This is a genomic window from Stenotrophomonas sp. STEN029, from assembly GCF_056760015.1.
Genome location: NZ_JBRREC010000049.1, coordinates 15,710 through 33,433 on the forward strand (window position 1 = coordinate 15,710; position 17,724 = coordinate 33,433).

Consider the following 17,724-nt stretch of genomic DNA (forward strand, 5'->3'; position numbering starts at 1 on the left):
GTGCGATCCCTGGGCTCAGCGTCGGGCGTGGCCGACTTCGATGAAACGCAGGAACTCGGCGCGGGTGCGCGCGTCGTCATGGAAGGTGCCGCGCATGCGCGAGGTGACCATGCTGACACCACGCTTGTGGATGCCGCGGGTGGTCATGCACTCGTGTGCGCCTTCCACCACGATGCCCACGCCCATCGGCTGCAGCACGTCCTGGATGACGTCGGCGATCTGCGCGGTCATCTTTTCCTGCACCTGGAAGCGCCGCGCATAGGCCTCGACCACGCGCGCCAGCTTGGAGATGCCGACCACGCGGCCGTTGGGGATGTAGCCGACATGCACACGGCCGATGATCGGCGCCATGTGGTGCTCGCAGTGGCTTTCGTACTCGATGTCGCGCAACACGATCATTTCGTCGTAGCCGGCCACTTCCTCGAAGGTACGGGCCAGGTACTCGCGCGGGTCGTCGTTATAGCCCTTGAACCAGTCGCCATAGGCCTCGGCTACCCGGCGCGGGGTGTCGAGCAGGCCTTCGCGGGTGGGATCTTCACCGGCCCAGCGCAGCAGGGTACGCACGGCGTCTTCGGCCTGGGCTTGGGTGACGGACGGGTTCTTGGGATCGGCCATTACAGAACTGCGCTTGGATTACGGGGTGGACATGCTACCAGCCGGGGGTGAAGTGGGGATGGAGAGGCCCTTAATCGCGTTGTGCATTCGTTTTTAGAAAAACGCAAGGCATTGTTTTTATAGTGAATTTCAGCCACCACAAAGGAACAGCTTCATCTCAATGCCCAGGCGAGCGCGTCGGTGACGGGGCCATACACAATTTGCCGCAGCAGACGTGCCTCACCCGGATCTACCTGATGGGTGATGCCCTGCTCATATGCCTGCAGCAGCGCCTGCGCTTCCCGCGACAGCTCCTTGGCCAGGCGTTCCAGCTCCCGTAGGGTCAGCGCCGCCGGAACCCCGATGCTCTGACCAAAGGCTCCGATCTCTGCCTTGGTGACATCTGCAAAGCGCGTGGCGTTGCCCATCGGGAAAACCAGCGTTCCCGTACCCCAATCCGGTGCCCGATAGACCGCAGTGCTGAGCAGATCGTAATGCGGCGCCAGCTCCCAACCCCTCCCGCCCCACAGGAAACTGAGATTCTTCAGGTGGGCGTCGGCATTGCCAATAAAGAAGTTGAACAGCTGCCAGCGCAGCATTGCCAGGCGCGTGACCGCCGGCGTTCGGGTGATATCCAACAGCTGTCGCAGGGCGATGTCATTGGCTTGTTGATACTTGAACACCGCGTCCAGCGAGAGCAACTGGCACCCATCCAACGCATAACGGCGTCGACCGTGCAGTCCCTCGCCCTCACGGTCGAAGCGACGCACCAGATAGACCGGCTCCGGCACTCGCCGCACCTGCACCTCCGGTACCGGCAAGCCACAAGCGGCGGCCAGGCGCATGCAGAACCATTCGTTGACCACGCTGTGCGGGTAGTCATCCACCTGCTCGTGATCCGGCTTGAGGATGTGGGTAGAAGCGGCCTGCCCGATCGGCTCCCACAGCTGGCCTTGCTCCAACACCACGGCCAACTTGTGCTGCGCACCGGCCAGCGACATGCGCTTTGGCGCACCATGCGACAGCGGCTGCCTTGGCAGCGCCTGGATACGCGCCGAGAGCTCGGCATCGGGCAGTTGCCGCAACTCGGGCGGCGGCAACTGCTGCCCGGGCGACAACAAGGTCAATGCGCCTGCCGACTCCGGACCAAAACGCTGCAGCAGGCCGAATGCGTCGGCCGCATTGATGCCGGCATCGGCAGCGACCAGCTGGCGCCCGCCCTCTTCCGGCAGCAGATTGTCGAAGAACCACTGCACGGGACGCTGGCTGCCACCGTCCTGGATCTCGCCCGCATTCCGCGGCAAAGCCGGCGACAGGTCAAAGCCGTTGTCGCGCCAGACCGGATCGTAGTGCAACGCCCACAGGTTGCCCTGCTCGTACAGCTCACCGATGCGCTGTTGTTCCAGCCACACATCAAGCTGGCGCGGCTCGACCTCGATCGCCATCAGCCACGCTCCGGCGGCGGCAGGTCCACAGGCAGATCAAGCTGCACACGAATGCCCAGCTGTCGCAGCACTTCGAATACACGGCCGATCTGCACGGTGTCCTTGCCCCGCTCCACATTGCCCAGGACCACGTGGCTGGTACCCGCCATTGCTGCCAGATCATCTTGACGCAGGCCCTGCGCCTTGCGTACCGCGCGAACGTATTGGCCGATGTCTGACGCTTGGTCGATCTGCACCTTCATGGCTGGCCCTTTGAAATATAACGCACACTTTAGATTGCTCTATAAAAACGCATAGCTCAAGCGAAATCTAACGTAAGCGTTAGAAATATCACTTACGGGTCGCCCCAACATCAAAATCTAAAGCGCACTTTATAAATTACTGAAAAAGGATCAACCGCGTCCAAAAACTAAAGCAGGCCTTATTTCCTGCCTATAGCAGCCTGGGTATCGCGCCCCAGAGCCTGTAAAAGGCTCGGCGCACGCGGGCTGGCGATGTCGGCAACCCGCCAGCTGCTGCCCTGGCGCTGCAGGGTCAACTGCAGCTGCAAGGGGTGCTGCGGGTCGTCGAGCTGGGCGCTGGCACGCAGCTCGCCGTCGGCCAGTGGCTGGATGTCGAAGCTGAGCTGGCGCAGGTCCTGCGCGGTGTCCTGGCAGTCACAGAGCGGATCGCCGTCCAGATAGCCGACTTCGCCGGCGTAGGCGTCGCTATTGGCCTGCATCGCAGCGATCAGCGCCGGCGTGTAGACCTCCTCGTCGGGCAGGATCGCATCCAACCCAGCATCCGGGTGGTAGCCGGCGTAGATGTGGCTGAGGAAGCCGCGGGCGTTGCTGATGTCCTGCGCGCTGGTGCCGGCCGTGGCAGGGGTTGCTGCGGGTGTGGCAGTGGCGGGGGCGTCCTTGTTGCAGCCGGTCAGGGCCAGGAGCAGCAGTGCTGTGGGTGCCAGGGTTTTCATGGGCGTCCTTGCGTGTTCGTTTGTCGGGTCTTTTTAGGCGGGACTGTTGGGGAAAGCAAAGGCTTTGAAGCACCCCTCCCCAACCCTCCCCTTGGCTGCGCCAAAGGGAGGGGGCAGAGCGCTTGCCTCCCTCCCTTTCGCCAAAGGCGAAGGAGAGGGTTGGCGAGGGGTGCTTGTTTGCGCGGACTGCTCGCCCCCTTCGCCTACGGCGAAAGGGAAGGAGACAAGCGCTGCGCCAGGCCTGACCAGCGACTGGCATGGCGGGCCAGCGCAGCTTCGATGACCTCGGCGCTGCCGGCCAGATGCAGGCCGTTACGGGCGCGGGTGATGCCGGTGTAGAGCAGCTCGCGGCTGAGCACGCGGTTGTCGCGGCGTGGCAGCTGCAGCCAGACCTGGTCGAACTCCGAGCCCTGTGCCTTGTGCACGGTCATCGCGAAGGCGCTTTCGTGCAGCGGCAAGGCCGCCGGGTGGAAGGCGCGTGGGTTGGCGGGGTCGTCACCGGGGAACCAGGCGCTGACGCTGCGGCCGTCGCCATCACGCAGGCAAATGCCAACGTCGCCGTTGAACAGACGGTGGCGGTAGCTGTTCTCGCCAATGATCAGCAGGCGGCCGTGGAACCAGCCCGGGCCCAGCGCGCGGCCACGCGTGCCGGCCAGCAGGTCTTCGATGCGGGCGTTGAGTCCGCGCGCGCCTTGCGGGCCTTCGCGTACGGCGGTGAGCAGGCGCATGCGCCCGGCCAGGGCCAGCGCGTCGGCCGGGGTGGCAGCATCGGCCAGTGCCTGCCAGTACTGCTGCAGCGGCTCGCGCCAGGCCTGCAGTGGATCGATATCGCCTTCGTGGAAGTGCACGCCGGTCAGTTCAGCGTCGCGCAGCAGTTGCAGCGTCTGCACTGCGTCGCCATCGCGCATGGCGCTGGCCAGTGGTGCCAACTGCAAGGCTTCGCTCTGGCGGTAGCCGCGCTGCAGCTGCACGCGGGCCCCAGCGAAATCGGTGGGTCTGGTTTCGATCACATCGGCCGGCAGTTCGCCCAGCAGAGGGCGCAACGCGTCGGCGTCCGCTGCGGCGGTGCGTTGGCCATCGCCAGCGGCACGCAGGATGGCGCTGAGCACATCGCCCGCTTCCACCGACGGCAGCTGATCAGGATCGCCGAGCAGCACCAGGCGGGTGCCGGCGGCGATGGCTTCGACCAGTTTGGTCATCAGCGGCAGGTCGATCATCGAGGCTTCGTCGACCACGATGACGTCATAGGGCAACGGGTTGTCGGCGTGGTGGCGGAAGCGCGGCGAATCCGGAATCACGCCGAGCAGGCGGTGCAAGGTGGTGCCGGTGCTTGGCAGTTGCTCGCACAAAGCGCTGTCGATGCCTTCCACCGAGAGCTTCTGCAGCGCGTGACGCAGGCTTTCGGCCATGCGCTCGGCGGCGCGGCCGGTTGGCGCTGCCAGGGCGACACGCGGTGCTGGTTGGTTCGTGGCCTGCGCCTGTGCGGCCAACAGCACCAGCAGACGGGTGATGGTGGTGGTCTTGCCTGTGCCGGGGCCGCCGGTGACCAGCAGCAGGTTGTGGCGCAGGGCGGTGGCTGCGGCTCTTGCTTGGTGGTCTGGAGTCCTACCCTCATCTGCCCTGCGGGCATCCCCGCCTTCGCGGGGACAGGCCCTTTGATCTCCCGCAGGTGGGAGAAGGAAGAGATCCGGCTGCGCTGAGGTCTGTGGGTCTTGCGGCGCTGCACGCTTCTGGCCCCCTCTCCCTCCGGGAGAGGGCTGGGGTGAGGGTGCGCCTAACAGATCTGTTTGCGGTGCAACGGCTTGCCCCGGAAATAGGCAAGCAAACACCCCCGCCAACCCAGCCACATCACCAGCAGCAACCGGCGCCTGCCCGATCCGTTGCAGACCCGCCGCCAAGCGGCGCTCGTACTCGCGGTACCGGCGCAGATACAGCAGCCCGTTCTCCCACACCAAGGGCGCCTGCTGAGACTCCACGCTGCTATCCACAGCTGTGGATATCCATTTGGACGACGCAAGCTGCGCAATCCATTCCTCGGCAGCCGGCCATTCCACACCGGCATCCACCAATCGCTGCGGCTGGGTCGGATCAAAGCCCGCATGCCCCTGCGATACCGCCAACGACGCCAAGGCCGCAGCAGCCAACACCGCGTCCGGCGTTTCCGTATCCAGCCGCCGCAGGCTTTGCGCCAGGGCATGATCCAGCGCGCGCAGCGCGCCGGCTTTGTTCAATGCGGCCAGCAGGCTCATGCCTCGCCTCCCAGTCGTGCCAACAAGGCCGCATGGCCATCACGGCCACCGGCAAACAGTTCATCCACCGCATGCACCAGCTCCGGGGCGAAGTTGTGCGCGTACAGGCCCGGCGACTGCGGACGGGTTGCATCCAGTCCGCGACAGAACAGATAGCGGATGCCACCGAAGTCACGCGCGTAGTCGTAGCCAGCACCAATGCGGAAGCGCAGCCAGCGATGCAGGGCCACGGTGTAGATCAGCGCCTGCAGGTCGTACTCGCTGTGGCGCATGGCCGCATCCAGCTGCGCCGGGGCGTAATCGGGCAGGCGGTTGGATTTGTAATCCAGCACATACCAACGCCCGTCGCGGACGTAGGTAAGGTCGATCTTGCCGGTCATCAGCCCTTCCAGCTGGCGGCGCAGGCCAAAGCCGTTGCGGCCGCGCACCACCCCGTGTGCATGCAGCACGCGCAGCAGTGCCGGCACCGTGGTTGGCTGCATGGCGAAGTGGAACTCGATTTCGGCGCGACGCTTGCCTTCGTCCAGCGAATGCAGGGCACCGCCTTCGGGCAGGGTGACGGTCAGGGTCTGGCCGATCAGCTCGGTCAGCAGCGCTACGCCGTCGGCTATCTCTTCGTCGACGTAACCATCTGCACGCATTGCTTTTTCGATGATCTCGGCCTGGCCATCCGGTGCGGCCAGGCCGGGCTGCCAGTCGCGCCAGACGCCGAAGTCGACATTCTCCAGCGCCGCATGCAGCACATTGCCGAAGCGGCTGCCGGCGAAGCGCGGATCGAACACTTCCGCCTGTGCCACGGTGGCTTCGGTAGGCGACTCGGCATCGACGTCGACCTGCGCCGGTTCGTCAGCGGCGCCACCGCTGTCTTCAGTGGCGGCGGCGGCAGTGTCGTGGCCGCCTTCGGCATGGGCGAGCTGGGTGAAGCTGTAGACCCACCAGTCGTGCGGCACGCTGCGGCGCACCTCGCGTACCGGCGGCAAGGCCTGTTCGCGCTCGGGGGGCAGGCGCGTCGGCACCGGGCTGCTGGCGTCTTCGATCACCTGGATGTCGGCATGCTCGGGCAGGCCCTGCAACATCGGCCCGAGCCGCGAGGTGGCCAGGCCAGTCAAGGCACCGCCACTTATCCACAAGGCATGCTCGGCGCGGGTCAGGCCGACGTACAGCAGGCGCGCGGTTTCGGCCTCCTCATCGGCGTTGACCTGCTGGCCCACGGCCTTCCACTCGGGATCTTCCTTGTCGATCTTCCAGTGCAGCACGCGTTGTTCGCCGTCGTGCACGGTGCGGTGGTTGCTGCTGTCCGGCGCATTGGTGGCGATGCCGACGAAGGGCAGGTAGACCAGCGGATATTCCAGGCCCTTGCTCTTGTGCAGGGTGATGATCTGCACGCGGCGGGCATCCGATTCCAGCCGCAGCAGCTGCGCTTCGTCTCCTTCGTCGGCGTGGGCGATCTGCGTCTGCAGCCAGTCGAGCAGGCCATGCAGGCCGATACTGCGGTTGCTGGCGTCCTGCAGGGCTTCGGCGAGCTGCAGGTAGTTGGTGAGGCGGCGCTCACCGTCGATCAGCAGCAACAGGCGTTCGGCCTGTTCGGCGCACAGGTCCGACAGCAGGGCGAGCACGCCGCCGCGCTGCCAGCGCTCACGCCATTGCAGCAGGCGTTCCTGGTGCAGGCGCTGTTGTTCGCCTTCGTGCTCCATTGCGGCGATGGCGGCTGCGCTTTCACCCAGCAGCACCGTCGCCAGCGCAGCGCGCAACCGGCCTTCGTCGGCCGGTTGCAGCAGGGCCAGCAGCAGCAGGCGCAGTTCGTGCGCCTCGGCGCTGGCGAACAGGCTCTGCTTGCCTGCAGCTACCGCCGGGATGCCGAGCGCGGCCAGGGCCTGCTGCACGCGTGAAGCTTCCTTGTGCGAACGCACCAGCACGGCGATATCGCCCGGCTGCACCGGCTTGCCATCGACCAGTGCGCGTTCTTCGCGAGCGGCGCTGAGCACCTTGTGGATATCTGCCACGCAGGCGGCGGTGGCGGCGTCGCGCGAGGCATCGGCCTTCAAGGGTTTACCGTCGGCGTCGCCTGCGATCAGCTGCAGGGTCAATGCTGGTGCCGGTTTGCCGTCGAGCAGATAGTCATCATCGCTGCGCTTGCTGCCCGGCAAAACCGGCTCGAACTGGATGCGCTCATCGAGGAAGGCCTCGGCACCGGCGTTGTCGTACAGCGCCTGGATCGCACGCAGCACGCCCGGGCGTGAGCGGAAGTTGCGGTCCAACGCCGGTGCGGCTTCTGCCAATGCCTTGGCCTGCAGATAGGTATGCACATCGCCACCACGGAAGCCGTAGATGGCCTGCTTGGGGTCGCCGATCAGGAACAACGCGGCATCACCATCGTCGGCGGCGAACACACGGCGGAAGATGTCCCACTGCCGCGGGTCGGTGTCCTGGAACTCGTCGACCAGGGCGAAGCGGTACTGCGCGCGCAGGCGTTCGGCCAGATGCGCGCCATGCGGGCCGTGCAAGGCATTGGCGACGTTGTCGATCAGGTCGTCGTAGGTCTGCTGGCGGCGCAGCTGCTTGAGCTGGGCCAAACGCTGGCGAACTTCGTTGCGCAACTGGTGCAGCAGCACGATCGACTGCTGGCGCTGCCACTGCGTCACCTGCGCCAAGGCCTGCAGGTAATCAGCGATCAGCGGCTGCAGCGGCGATTGCGGGGTGCTGCCAGCCTTGGCCTTGTTGGTCTTGGCGGTGAGCACGTCCAGCGTCAGCCGCTCCAGACGTTCGTCCATTTCGGCAGTCGGATCGGGGTAGCGGCTCCACTGCAGCAGTTGCTGGAACAGCGGCTCGATCCAGTCGGACTTGTAGCTGGACTTGTTGAGGATGCCGCCTTCCACCGTGCCACGCAGCTGCTGCAGATAGGTGTCGCCATGCTCGGCGATGCCAGCAGCAAGACGCTGCGCAGCGCCGTCGCGGAACGGGCGCGTGTCTTCGATCAGGGTCTGCGGTGGCTGTGGATAAAGTGGCAGCTCGGCAGCCAATGCCGGCAGATCCCGAGCCAGTGCATCTGGACTTTTCCATAGGCCGAGCAGCGCCTCCAGATGCTCGCCCTGCCCTGCGTGCAAGCGCCACAGATCGGCAGCCAGCTCAGCATGCAGCTCGCGGGTATTGGCCAGCAGCTCGGGCGCGGCAAAGGTGTGGCCGCTTTCCAGAGCGTATTCGCCCAACACGCGGGTACAGAAGCCGTGGATGGTGAAGATCGAGGCCAGATCGGTTTCTTCGGCGGCAATGCGCAGGCGCCGGCCCAGTTGTGCAGCACTCTCGCTGCCCTGCTGCAGGTGACGCTGCAGGATGGCGCGGGTGAGCGTGGTTTCAGGGCTGTCCTTGTCGTCTGGCGTGCTGTCGACCACACGTGCAGCCAGCTCCAGGCGTTCACGAATGCGCTTGCGCAGTTCCTGGGTCGCCGCGTCGGTGAAGGTCACCGCCAGGATCTGGCCCATGCGCAGGCCCTGCTCCACCACCAGCCGGGTGAACAGCGTGGCCAGGGTGAAGGTCTTGCCGGTGCCGGCGCTGGCCTCGATCAGGCGCAGGCCGTCCAACGGCAGGTGCAGGTACGGGTCCTGCTGCAGCGCTTCGGTGCTCATGCGCCGGCTCCGTTAATGACATCGTTTTCAGCGTCGAAATCGGGCAATACGCGGCCCTCGCGCAGCGCGGTAAATATCAACAAGGCGTTGTGGATAAATCTGTGAGTAGTGCTTGGCGATGCAAACGGATCGGTGCCGCGCAAGGCCAATTGCAGGGCTTCGCCGTTGCGCTCGCCCCAGCTGTGTTCGCTGCCGAACCAGCGCGCCTGCGCCGCGTTTTCGCGCTTGTCCTCGTCGGCGTTGTAGATCTCCCAACCGGTGTAGGGAGCGAATAGAAACGGCGCCTGCATTCCTTCAGAACGTAGGCGCAGCAAGGATTTCAAGGCTTCCTGTGCAGTCTTTTCAGAAAGCTCTGGAAGCCGATGCGGGCCATAGCCAGCCTGCCCGTTGTCATGGAACTGCAGCATCGATGACGGCGCACCGGCAGCGTTCACCAATAGCCAATCCAGGCCACCGCGCAGCACATAGGCCACCCCCGGCGCACCCGCCTGCAGGCGAATCAGACCCTGTGGATGAATTTGATCGACACGCCCATGCAGGCGCACGCCATCAAGCTGAACTTCGTAGCGTTGCGAGCCCAGCGGCTGGCCGTCGTACCACTGCGAAAACGTTTCCGCGCAGGGCCGGATGCGGCTGAGCATGCGTTCGAACTGCTGCCGCCCAAGCGCACCGGAAGGCAACAAGGCACGAGCACGCAGGCGCTGGTACAGGCCGGCTTCGCGGCCCTCCAGCAGGGCACTGAGCACCTGCTGCTGCAAGGACGAATGCAGGCGGCCACCACTGGGCACCAGCAGCGGCTCGATGTCTTCGCTGTCGTCGATGTCACCGGCCAGGCGCAGGCCCAGACGCTGATTCAGGAACTGCCCGGCCGGGTCACTGATGAATCGGCGCAGGCTATCCAGCGAAAGACTGTCGTCATTGAGTGCGGTGGGCAGCGGTGCGTTCAGCGGGCCGTCAAACCACGGCGCCAAGCGCTGTCGGCTGCCACCCACCGCGTTGGCCGCCGGATGCCACTGGCGCCGGTAGCTGAAACGGCGCGGCTCGCCATCGCCGCCAAATGCCGCCGGCGCGAACGGCTGCAACGGATGCCGCACCACCAGTTGCTTGCGCGCGGCAGCGCTGTCCTGGTGATACGCCGATGCCGCGTTGACCAGTTCACTGACCAGCACCGAGGGTTCGCGCACGCTGCCGTCGCGGGCATCGGCACCGAGGTAGCTCAGGTAGAACACGTCCTGGGCGGAGGCGAACAGCTGCAGGAACAGGAAACGGTCGTCCTCGCGCAGCGAGCGGTCGCCATAGCGACGGCGCTCGGTGCCCAGCTCGGCGGTGAGCCGGCTCAGGCCGGCGGCCGGATCACGACGCGGGAAATCACCATCGTTCAAGCCCAGCACGCAGATCACACGGAACGGCAGCAAGCGCATCGGCACCATGCGGCCGAAGCTGATGCCGCCGGTGAGCAGCGGCGCACGGGTATCGGCTTCGGACAGCACCGAGGCGAAGTGCGCGCGCACGACTTCAGCCGGCACCGGCGCGTCGAAACCGGCGCTGTTGGCTTCTTCGGCAAACTCGTTGACCAGCTTGCGCAGGCGGTCCAGCGCACGCACGGCGGACGGCTCGGTCGGGGTTTCCGGCAACAGCGCCAGCAACAGGCCGAGCAAGCGTTCGCGCCATTGCTTGGGCGTCAGTGCCTCGGCCAGGGTCTTCTGATGGCGGGCGAGAACACGCAGCAGGCGGATCAGCGCATCCAGTGCAGCCAGGCCACCGCCTTCCAGTTCCGGCCACGGCGCGACGCCGGCGATGTCCTCATCACTGCCGCTGGCATGGCCGAGCAGCAGCCGGTCCAGCGCGAACTGCCAGGTGTAGGCATCGTCGGCCGGGGCCTGATGCTGCTTGCGGTGGCCAGCATCCAGGCCCCAGCGCGCGCCCGACGCCTGCAGCCAGCCGTGCAGGCGTTCGAATGCAGCCGCATCCAGACCCGAGGCCGACGCCAACGGTGCGCTGGCCAGCAGGTCGAGGATTTCATTGAGGCCGAAGCGCGATACCGGCAGGCCCAGCAACTGCACGAACACCTCGGCCAGCGGCTCACCCTGCAGCGGACTGGCATCGGCCAGCGCCCACGGAATATGCGCATCGTTGCCGCCACGGCCGCCGAACACCGATTCCAGGTAGGGCACGTAGGGATCGATATCCGGCGCCAGCACCGCGATCTCGCGCGGCTGCAGTGGCGGGTCGAAGCGCGGGTCTTCCAGCAGCGCGCGCAGCTGGTCGTGCAGCACCTGCATTTCGCGCAGGCGGGTGTGGCAGGCGTGGATCTGGATGCTGGGGTCGTCCACCCGCAGCGCGGCGCGCAACGGTGGCGAGGGCAGCGCGCGGCGGTGGAACAGGTCGGCCTGCAGGCGGTGCAGCAGGCTGTCACCAAGCCCGCCGTCATCCAGACCGGGCACGGCAATGCTTTCCGGGTCGACGTAGGCGGCGATTTCGCCGCTGGGATGCACCACTTCGTAATCGCCCAGCACCGCCATGAAGTCACGGCCCGCCTCGCCCCAGGCCTGCAGCAAGGGGTTCTCGCCGGCCTCGGTGCCGAATGGCTCGGCCAGGCCGCTGCGCAGCTTTTCCTTCAGCGTCTGCAGGTCACCCCAATAGGAACGGGTCGGGGTCGGCATATAGAAGTGCAGCGTGCCGACCCGCGCCTGGGTGGCGATCACCCGCAACACGTCCGGCGAGACGTTGAGCGTGGCGAAAGCGAACAGGCGTTGCGGCAGCCCCTGCGGCAAAGGCTGGTGCTCGCCTTCGAAACGGGCCAGGTAATCGTTGATGCGGCGTGCGCGGTAGTTCTGTCCACCGGCAATATGCCGCCACAGGATGGCCTGCGGGTCGTCCGGCTCGGCGCCGTCCTCCCAGCGCAGCAGCCAGTCGCGGCGCCAGGCCTGGTACTTCTCGAATACCCCGCCGAGCTCGGCTGCCAGCGCCCATGGGCGCAGCGGGTCGTTGCGGTCAAGGTAGGCACGCAGCCCGGCCATCGCCGGTTTCTGCATCAAACTGCTGTCGGTCAAGGCCCCATACAGACGCCAGTGCAGGCCGGTAGCACCAAGGTCATCGCGCTCGCCCGGCACATTGGCCTTCAGCGCCTTGGCGACGAACTCGCCGGGCGTCAGGAATTCCAGATTGGCGGAGACGCCGTACTCGGCGGCCAGGGTCGACTGCAGCCAGCGGCGCATCGCCACCTGCGGGATCAGCACGATATCGGCGGCCAGCAAGGACTGGCCGGGCGCCGGCTCGCGCAATGCGTGGGCCAGCAACTGGGCCAGCACGTCCAGGGCATTGGAGTGGTACAGGCGGAAATCGGGGGCGTTGCTCATCACACCATCTTGCCGCAGCAGCATCGCAGGGAGCGAGACATGAATGCATTGCGCACAATCCGGACCGGCTGACTCTCCCATCCCCTGCACACTGTGTTGCTGCCAACGCCTCAAGCTGTGCATGGCACTGTGCGCTGACAATGAGACAATACTGGACGGTCCAGTACGCTTATGTTCAGGCGCTGCTGGCAATCCTAGAACGTTGGTTTTCCGTTAAAGGCCCTCATGCCCTCAGCCCGGACTCCCTTGGTGCAGTTGTCCAACGTGCGAATCGATCGCGGCGGACGCACCATCCTGCGCGATGTTTCGCTGCAGGTACCGCGTGGCAGCATCACCGCGGTGCTCGGTCCTTCGGGCAGCGGCAAGTCGACCATGTTGGCGGCGCTGACCGGCGAGTTGCGGCCGGTATCCGGCACCGTGCAGCTGTTTGGTCAGAATATTCCGCACGGCAACCGTGACCTGCTGGAGATGCGCAAGAACGTCGGCGTGCTGCTGCAGGGCAATGGCCTGCTGACCGACCTGAGCGTGGCCGACAACGTGGCGCTGCCGCTGCGTGCGCATACCAAGCTGCCCGAGCCGGTGCTGCGCCGCCTGGTGCAGATGAAGCTGCACGCGGTTGGCCTGCTGGCCGCTGCCGATGCCTGGCCGCGCGAGTTGTCCGGCGGCATGGCGCGTCGCGTGGCGCTGGCCCGTGCATTGGCCCTGGACCCGCCGTTGATGATCTACGACGAGCCGCTGACCGGGCTGGACCCGATCGCCTCGGGCGTGATCATGAGCCTGATCCAGCGTTTGAACGACAGCCTCGGCCTGACCAGCATCATCGTCAGCCACCATGTGCATGAAACCCTGCCGATCAGCGATCAGGCCGTGGTGATCGCCAATGGCGGCATCGTGTTCTCCGGCACACCGGACGAACTGCAGGCCAGCACCGACCCGCTGGTGCGGCAGTTCCTGCACGGGCAGCCAGACGGTCCGATCCCGTTCGACGCGCCGACGCGCAACTACGGGCTGGAGAACGCGTGATGACAACCGTGCACGCGATGTTTGATACCTGCCCCCTCTCCCGCACAGCGGGAGAGGGCTGGGGTGAGGGCGCTTTTAAAGCACGTGGAGCAAAAGCTCCCCTCATCCGCCCTTCGGGCACCCCCGCCTTCGCGGGGGCAGGCCCTTCGTTCTCCCGCACGCGGGAGAAGGACGTGTCGTCCAGCGTGATCAGCGCTTCTGGAGCAGTTTCCTGATGCCCTTCACCTCCTCCATCCGCTCGCTGGGCCGTGCCGGGCTGTTCTCGCTGACGGTGCTGCGTGGCTCGCTGCCGACGCGTGACTTCCTGGCCGAACTGACCCGCGAGATCTACAAGATCGGTGCGCGTTCGCTGCCGATCATCGCCGTTGGCGGCGCCTTCGTCGGCCTGGTGCTGACCCTGCAGGGCTACCGCACGCTGACCACCTTTGGTGCCTCCGATGCGCTGTCCACCCTGCTCGGCCTGTCGCTGTACCGCGAGCTGGCACCGGTGCTGACCGCGCTGCTGTTCATCGGCCGCGCCGGCAGCTCGATCGCCGCCGAGCTCGGCCTGATGCGCGCCACCGACCAGATCAAGGCACTGGAGCTGATGGCCATCGACCCGATCGCCAAGGCGGTCGCGCCGCGCTTCTGGGCAGCGGTGCTGACCGTGCCGCTGCTGACCGGCATCTTCTGCTCGCTGGCCATTGCTGGCGGCTATTTCGAGGCCGTGCATGTGCTGGGCCAGGACAACGGCACCTTCTGGTCGGGGCTGCGCGGCAGCGTCGATTTCTGGGATGACTTCGCCGTGGCCCTGCTCAAGTCGGCGATCTTCGGCGGTACCGCGGCACTGGTAGCGGCATATGTCGGCTTCCACGCCGAGCCGACCATCGAAGGCACCTCGGTGGCCACCACCCGTGCGGTGGTGAACGCCTCGTTGCTGGTGCTGATGTTCAACTTCGTGCTGTCGGCGCTGCTGTTCCAATGATGCGAGTCGCTCGCAAGAGCCTGCACATCCACGTGCGGGAACCAAACAAAGAATCGAACAACCCGCTTCGCCTGGCGAAGCACCAGATGGATCAGGAGTGAGACACAACATGGCCATCCGTGGACCCAGACTCGAATTTTCCGTCGGCGCCTTCCTGCTGCTGGCCCTGGCCTCGCTGCTGGTGCTGGCCGTCGCCTCCACCAACCAGCGCTTCGGCACCGGCGGTGGCGGCTATGAACTGAAGGCCCGTTTCAGCCAGATCGGCCAGCTGCGCAAGCAGGCGCCAGTGAAGGTTGGCGGCGTGACCATCGGCCAAGTAGCTGACATTCAGCTGGACCCGATTAAATACGATTCCATCGTGACCTTGTCGCTGGACAGCAAGTTCAAGGACCTGCCTGCCGACACCTCGGCCGGCATCTTCACCAGCGGCCTGTTGGGCGAAAGCTATATCGGCCTGCAGCCAGGTGGTGATCCGGACGTATTGAAGTCCGGTGATGAAATCGTCTTCACCCAGCCGGCGGTAGACCTGCTGCAGCTGGTTGGCAAATACATGTTCAGCGGCGGCGGCAACACCGGCGCGGCTGCCAACGAACCCCCCGGCGCAGACGCGCCCGCTACGGAACCGCAACCATGAAAGTGAAACTGCTTACCGTCGTGCTCGCCTCTGCCCTGCTGGCCGCCGCACCGTCGGTCACGCTGGCGCAGGCACGCCCGGCCGCCACCGCCGCGCAGCCCTCGGCCGCCGCCCGCACCGTGCTGGATTCCAGCACCCGCATCATCAATTCGCTGCAGACCCGTCGCGCTGAATTCCGCGCCAATCCGGCAACGCTGCGCAGCTATATCGATGGCGAGCTGAGCCGCGCCTTCGACCGCGACTACGCCGCCCGCCTGGTACTGGGCGTGCACGGCCGCGGCGCCGCCGATGCCGACGTCAAGCTGTTCGCCGATGCCATGGCCGACAACCTGATGTCGCGTTACGGTTCGGCCCTGCTCGATATCCAGGGCAAGCCCAGCTTCCGCTACAAGAGCGAGCAGCCGTTGCCGGGCAACCGCGGCGTCAAGGTCTCCACCGAGCTGGTACGTGCCGGCAGCGAGCCGACCCCGGTCGAATACCTGATGCGCAATGTCGACGGCCAATGGAAGATCTTCGACGTGATGATCGAAGGCATCTCCTACGTGCAGACCTTCAAGAACCAGTTCGACGCGCCGCTGCGGCAGAAGTCGATCAAGCAGGTCGCCACCGAACTGCGCAGCGGCAGCATGCAGGCCAATGCGGGTCCGGCCGCTCCCCGTGGCAAGTAGCGCCACCTTCCGCACCGAGGGCGACACCCTGCTGCTGGCGGGCGTGATCAACCGTGAAGCGGTGGTTGCACTGTGGCCGCAGCTGACGCGCGCGCTGGCGCCTGTGCGTCAGCTCGACCTGGCTGCGGTTGAAGGCATCGACAGCGCCGGTCTGGCGCTGCTGGGTGAACTGGCCGCAGGTCTGCGGGCGCAAGGTGGCGGCAACGTCAGCGGCAGCCCGGCGGGTCTGGACGAACTGCGCGCAGCCTACCGGCTGTCACCGTCCCTCGATTTCAACGCCTCCTCGGCAGGAAGCTGACATGAAACTTTTCCGCACCCTCCTCCTCCTGCTCAGCGTGGCGATGCTTGCCGCCTGTGCTGGCAAGCCAGCGCGCGATGCACTGCCAGCGTCCACCGTGGTTGCACCGCAGGCCGCTGAGCAAACCGTCGACGCTGCAGCCGTCCCCGTGCAGGACGCTGCAGGCACCGCCACGGCCGACGGCACGCAGAGCACCGCAACTGCCAGCGACGACACCACGCCGACCGGGGCCGAAGACGACTTCGCTGCCCTGTATGGCGGCCCGGCGCCCAGCGCTGAAGGCGAGACTGCCGGGGCCGCTGCAGGCGTGACCTACGACCCGTGGGAGAAGTACAACCGCGGCGTGCACCGCTTCAACAATGCGGTCGACCGCGGCGTTGCGCGCCCGTTGGCCACGGCGTACACCAATGTCGTGCCGCAGTTCGCGCGTACTGGCGTCAGCAACTTCTTCAGCAACCTGCGCTCACCGCTGACCATGGTCAACCAGCTGCTGCAGGGCCACGCCGATGATGCCTGGGACACGCTGGGCCGCTTCCTGATGAACTCCACCTTCGGTATTGGCGGCCTGTTCGATCCGGCCAGCAAGGCAATGGTGCCCAAGCGCAGCGAAGACTTCGGTCAGACCCTGGGCACGTGGGGCTGGCGTCGTTCGCGTTACGTGGAGCTGCCGTTCTTCGGCCCGCGTACCGTGCGTGATGTGTTCGGCCTGGCCGGTGACATCCCGTTGTCGCCGATGCGCCAAATCGAGATGGACAAGGTCCGCATCGGCCTGCAGGGCCTGCAGCTGGTGGACATGCGTGCACAGCTGATGGCGGTGGATTCGCTGCGTGACACCGCGGTGGACGAATACGCATTGACCCGCGATGCCTGGCTGCAACGCCGCAACTACCAGATCGAGAAGGACCTGCGCCGCGACCGCAAGCATCAGGACGATGAGCAGACCACGATTCCGGTCGACGCAATGCCGATGCCGAACTGGGGCGACTGATCCTGGTTGCTGCTGGATGGCAAAAAGCCCGGGGAAACCCGGGCTTTTTGTTTAGCTTTTTGTAGGAGCGGCGTAAGCCGCGAAGCTGATGGATCAGCAGATTGCAGATTGATCCGTCGCGTCGGCAATGTCAGCTTCGCGGCTTATGCCGCTCCTACAACAACCGGGTGTTTACGCAGCCAACGCCGCGTCAATCGCCTTGCGCAGGCCTTCGTCATCGGCAGTGGTGTCCGGGGCGAAGCGGGCGACGACGGTGCCGTCCTTGCCGACCAGGAACTTCTCGAAGTTCCACAGCACGGCCGGGGCCGGATTGGCCTCGATGCCGAAACCGACCAGCTTCTCGCGCATCGGGCCTTCGCCGATGGCGACCGGCTGGGCAGCGGTCAGTTGCTGGTACAGCGGGTGGATGTCAGCACCGGCAACGCTGATCTTGGAGAACATCGGGAAGCTGATGTCATAGGTGAGCGCGCAGAACTGCTTGATCTCGTCTTCGCTGCCCGGCTCCTGGCCGTTGAAGTTGTTGGCCGGGAAACCCAGCACTTCAAGGCCGGCCTCCTTCTTTTCGCGGTAGAGCTTTTCCAGGCCTTCGTACTGCGGGGTGAGGCCGCACTTGGAAGCCGTGTTGACCAGCAGCAACACCTTGCCGCGGTAGTCGGCCAGCGAAGTCGGGGCACCGTCGATGGTGGTCAGCGCGGTGTCGTATACGGAAGCGGTCATGCGGTTGCCTGCTGTGGGATTGGGGAGCACGCAATCATAAGCGGCGCGGGTGGCGCTGGCACGACAGTCGTGCTGCAACACTGTGGTGCCGAGCCATGCTCGGCTGGCTAGCTGTTGGTAGTGCCGAGCCATGCTCGGCTGGCTAGCTGTTGGTAGTGCCGAGCCATGCTCGGCTGGGGCGTTACCGCTGGAGCCTCTGCCGAGCAT

Annotated in this window: 14 protein-coding genes; 6 read left to right on the forward strand and 8 right to left on the reverse strand. The window is 65.8% G+C overall.

The window, feature by feature from the left end:
- Positions 1 to 15: 15 nt before the first annotated feature.
- From folE to recC, 7 genes are all read right to left on the reverse strand, one after another.
- Complete coding sequence (gene folE / locus ACVOLI_RS11960) at positions 16 to 615, reverse strand: GTP cyclohydrolase I FolE (protein WP_282267683.1); 600 nt, start codon at positions 613 to 615, stop codon at positions 16 to 18.
- A 152-nt stretch (positions 616 to 767) separates the two neighbouring features.
- Complete coding sequence (locus tag ACVOLI_RS11965) at positions 768 to 2,039, reverse strand: HipA domain-containing protein (RefSeq protein ID WP_481614577.1); 1,272 nt, start codon at positions 2,037 to 2,039, stop codon at positions 768 to 770.
- The gene (locus ACVOLI_RS11970) at positions 2,039 to 2,281 is read right to left on the reverse strand and encodes a helix-turn-helix domain-containing protein (protein ID WP_481614578.1); all 243 of its coding nucleotides are present in this window, start codon (positions 2,279 to 2,281) and stop codon (positions 2,039 to 2,041) included. Before ACVOLI_RS11970 ends, ACVOLI_RS11965 begins: the two co-directional genes overlap by 1 nt.
- Positions 2,282 to 2,460: 179 nt before the next feature.
- Positions 2,461 to 2,994: a DUF3828 domain-containing protein gene (locus tag ACVOLI_RS11975; protein WP_481614579.1), complete on the reverse strand. Its 534-nt coding sequence runs from the start codon at positions 2,992 to 2,994 to the stop codon at positions 2,461 to 2,463.
- 203 nt (positions 2,995 to 3,197) lie between these two features.
- The gene (recD, locus tag ACVOLI_RS11980; RefSeq protein ID WP_481614580.1) at positions 3,198 to 5,243 is read right to left on the reverse strand and encodes an exodeoxyribonuclease V subunit alpha; all 2,046 of its coding nucleotides are present in this window, start codon (positions 5,241 to 5,243) and stop codon (positions 3,198 to 3,200) included.
- Positions 5,240 to 8,866 (reverse strand): UvrD-helicase domain-containing protein, encoded by a 3,627-nt coding sequence (locus tag ACVOLI_RS11985; RefSeq protein WP_481614581.1) that lies wholly within the window; start codon positions 8,864 to 8,866, stop codon positions 5,240 to 5,242. The genes recD and ACVOLI_RS11985 overlap by 4 nt, the downstream gene beginning before the upstream one ends.
- A complete protein-coding gene (gene recC, locus ACVOLI_RS11990) occupies positions 8,863 to 12,225 on the reverse strand; it encodes an exodeoxyribonuclease V subunit gamma (RefSeq protein WP_481614582.1) in 3,363 nt (1,120 codons plus the stop codon). Before recC ends, ACVOLI_RS11985 begins: the two co-directional genes overlap by 4 nt.
- A 225-nt stretch (positions 12,226 to 12,450) precedes the next feature.
- Between recC and ACVOLI_RS11995 the strand changes: the two genes are divergently transcribed.
- The 6 genes from ACVOLI_RS11995 to ACVOLI_RS12020 all read left to right on the forward strand — a co-directional run bounded on the left by ACVOLI_RS11995 (position 12,451) and on the right by ACVOLI_RS12020 (position 16,800).
- Positions 12,451 to 13,248 (forward strand): ABC transporter ATP-binding protein, encoded by a 798-nt coding sequence (locus ACVOLI_RS11995; RefSeq protein ID WP_481614583.1) that lies wholly within the window; start codon positions 12,451 to 12,453, stop codon positions 13,246 to 13,248.
- A gap of 214 nt (positions 13,249 to 13,462) precedes the next feature.
- Positions 13,463 to 14,212, forward strand: coding sequence for an MlaE family lipid ABC transporter permease subunit (locus ACVOLI_RS12000; RefSeq protein ID WP_282267696.1), 750 nt, complete (start codon positions 13,463 to 13,465; stop codon positions 14,210 to 14,212).
- Between the two features lie 109 nt (positions 14,213 to 14,321).
- Entirely contained in the window at positions 14,322 to 14,846 is a 525-nt protein-coding gene (gene mlaD, locus ACVOLI_RS12005; protein WP_481614584.1) for an outer membrane lipid asymmetry maintenance protein MlaD, read from the forward strand.
- The gene (locus tag ACVOLI_RS12010) at positions 14,843 to 15,514 is read left to right on the forward strand and encodes an MlaC/ttg2D family ABC transporter substrate-binding protein (RefSeq protein ID WP_282267700.1); all 672 of its coding nucleotides are present in this window, start codon (positions 14,843 to 14,845) and stop codon (positions 15,512 to 15,514) included. The genes mlaD and ACVOLI_RS12010 overlap by 4 nt, the downstream gene beginning before the upstream one ends.
- Positions 15,483 to 15,812, forward strand: a complete 330-nt coding sequence (locus ACVOLI_RS12015; protein ID WP_481614585.1) for an STAS domain-containing protein — start codon at positions 15,483 to 15,485, stop codon at positions 15,810 to 15,812. The genes ACVOLI_RS12010 and ACVOLI_RS12015 overlap by 32 nt, the downstream gene beginning before the upstream one ends.
- Position 15,813: 1 nt before the next feature.
- Positions 15,814 to 16,800: an MlaA family lipoprotein gene (locus tag ACVOLI_RS12020; RefSeq protein WP_481614586.1), complete on the forward strand. Its 987-nt coding sequence runs from the start codon at positions 15,814 to 15,816 to the stop codon at positions 16,798 to 16,800.
- Positions 16,801 to 16,971: 171 nt separating this feature from the next.
- On the opposite strand, the gene ACVOLI_RS12025 is transcribed toward ACVOLI_RS12020, so the two are convergent.
- Complete coding sequence (locus ACVOLI_RS12025; protein WP_481614587.1) at positions 16,972 to 17,517, reverse strand: glutathione peroxidase; 546 nt, start codon at positions 17,515 to 17,517, stop codon at positions 16,972 to 16,974.
- Between the last annotated feature and the right edge of the window lie 207 nt (positions 17,518 to 17,724).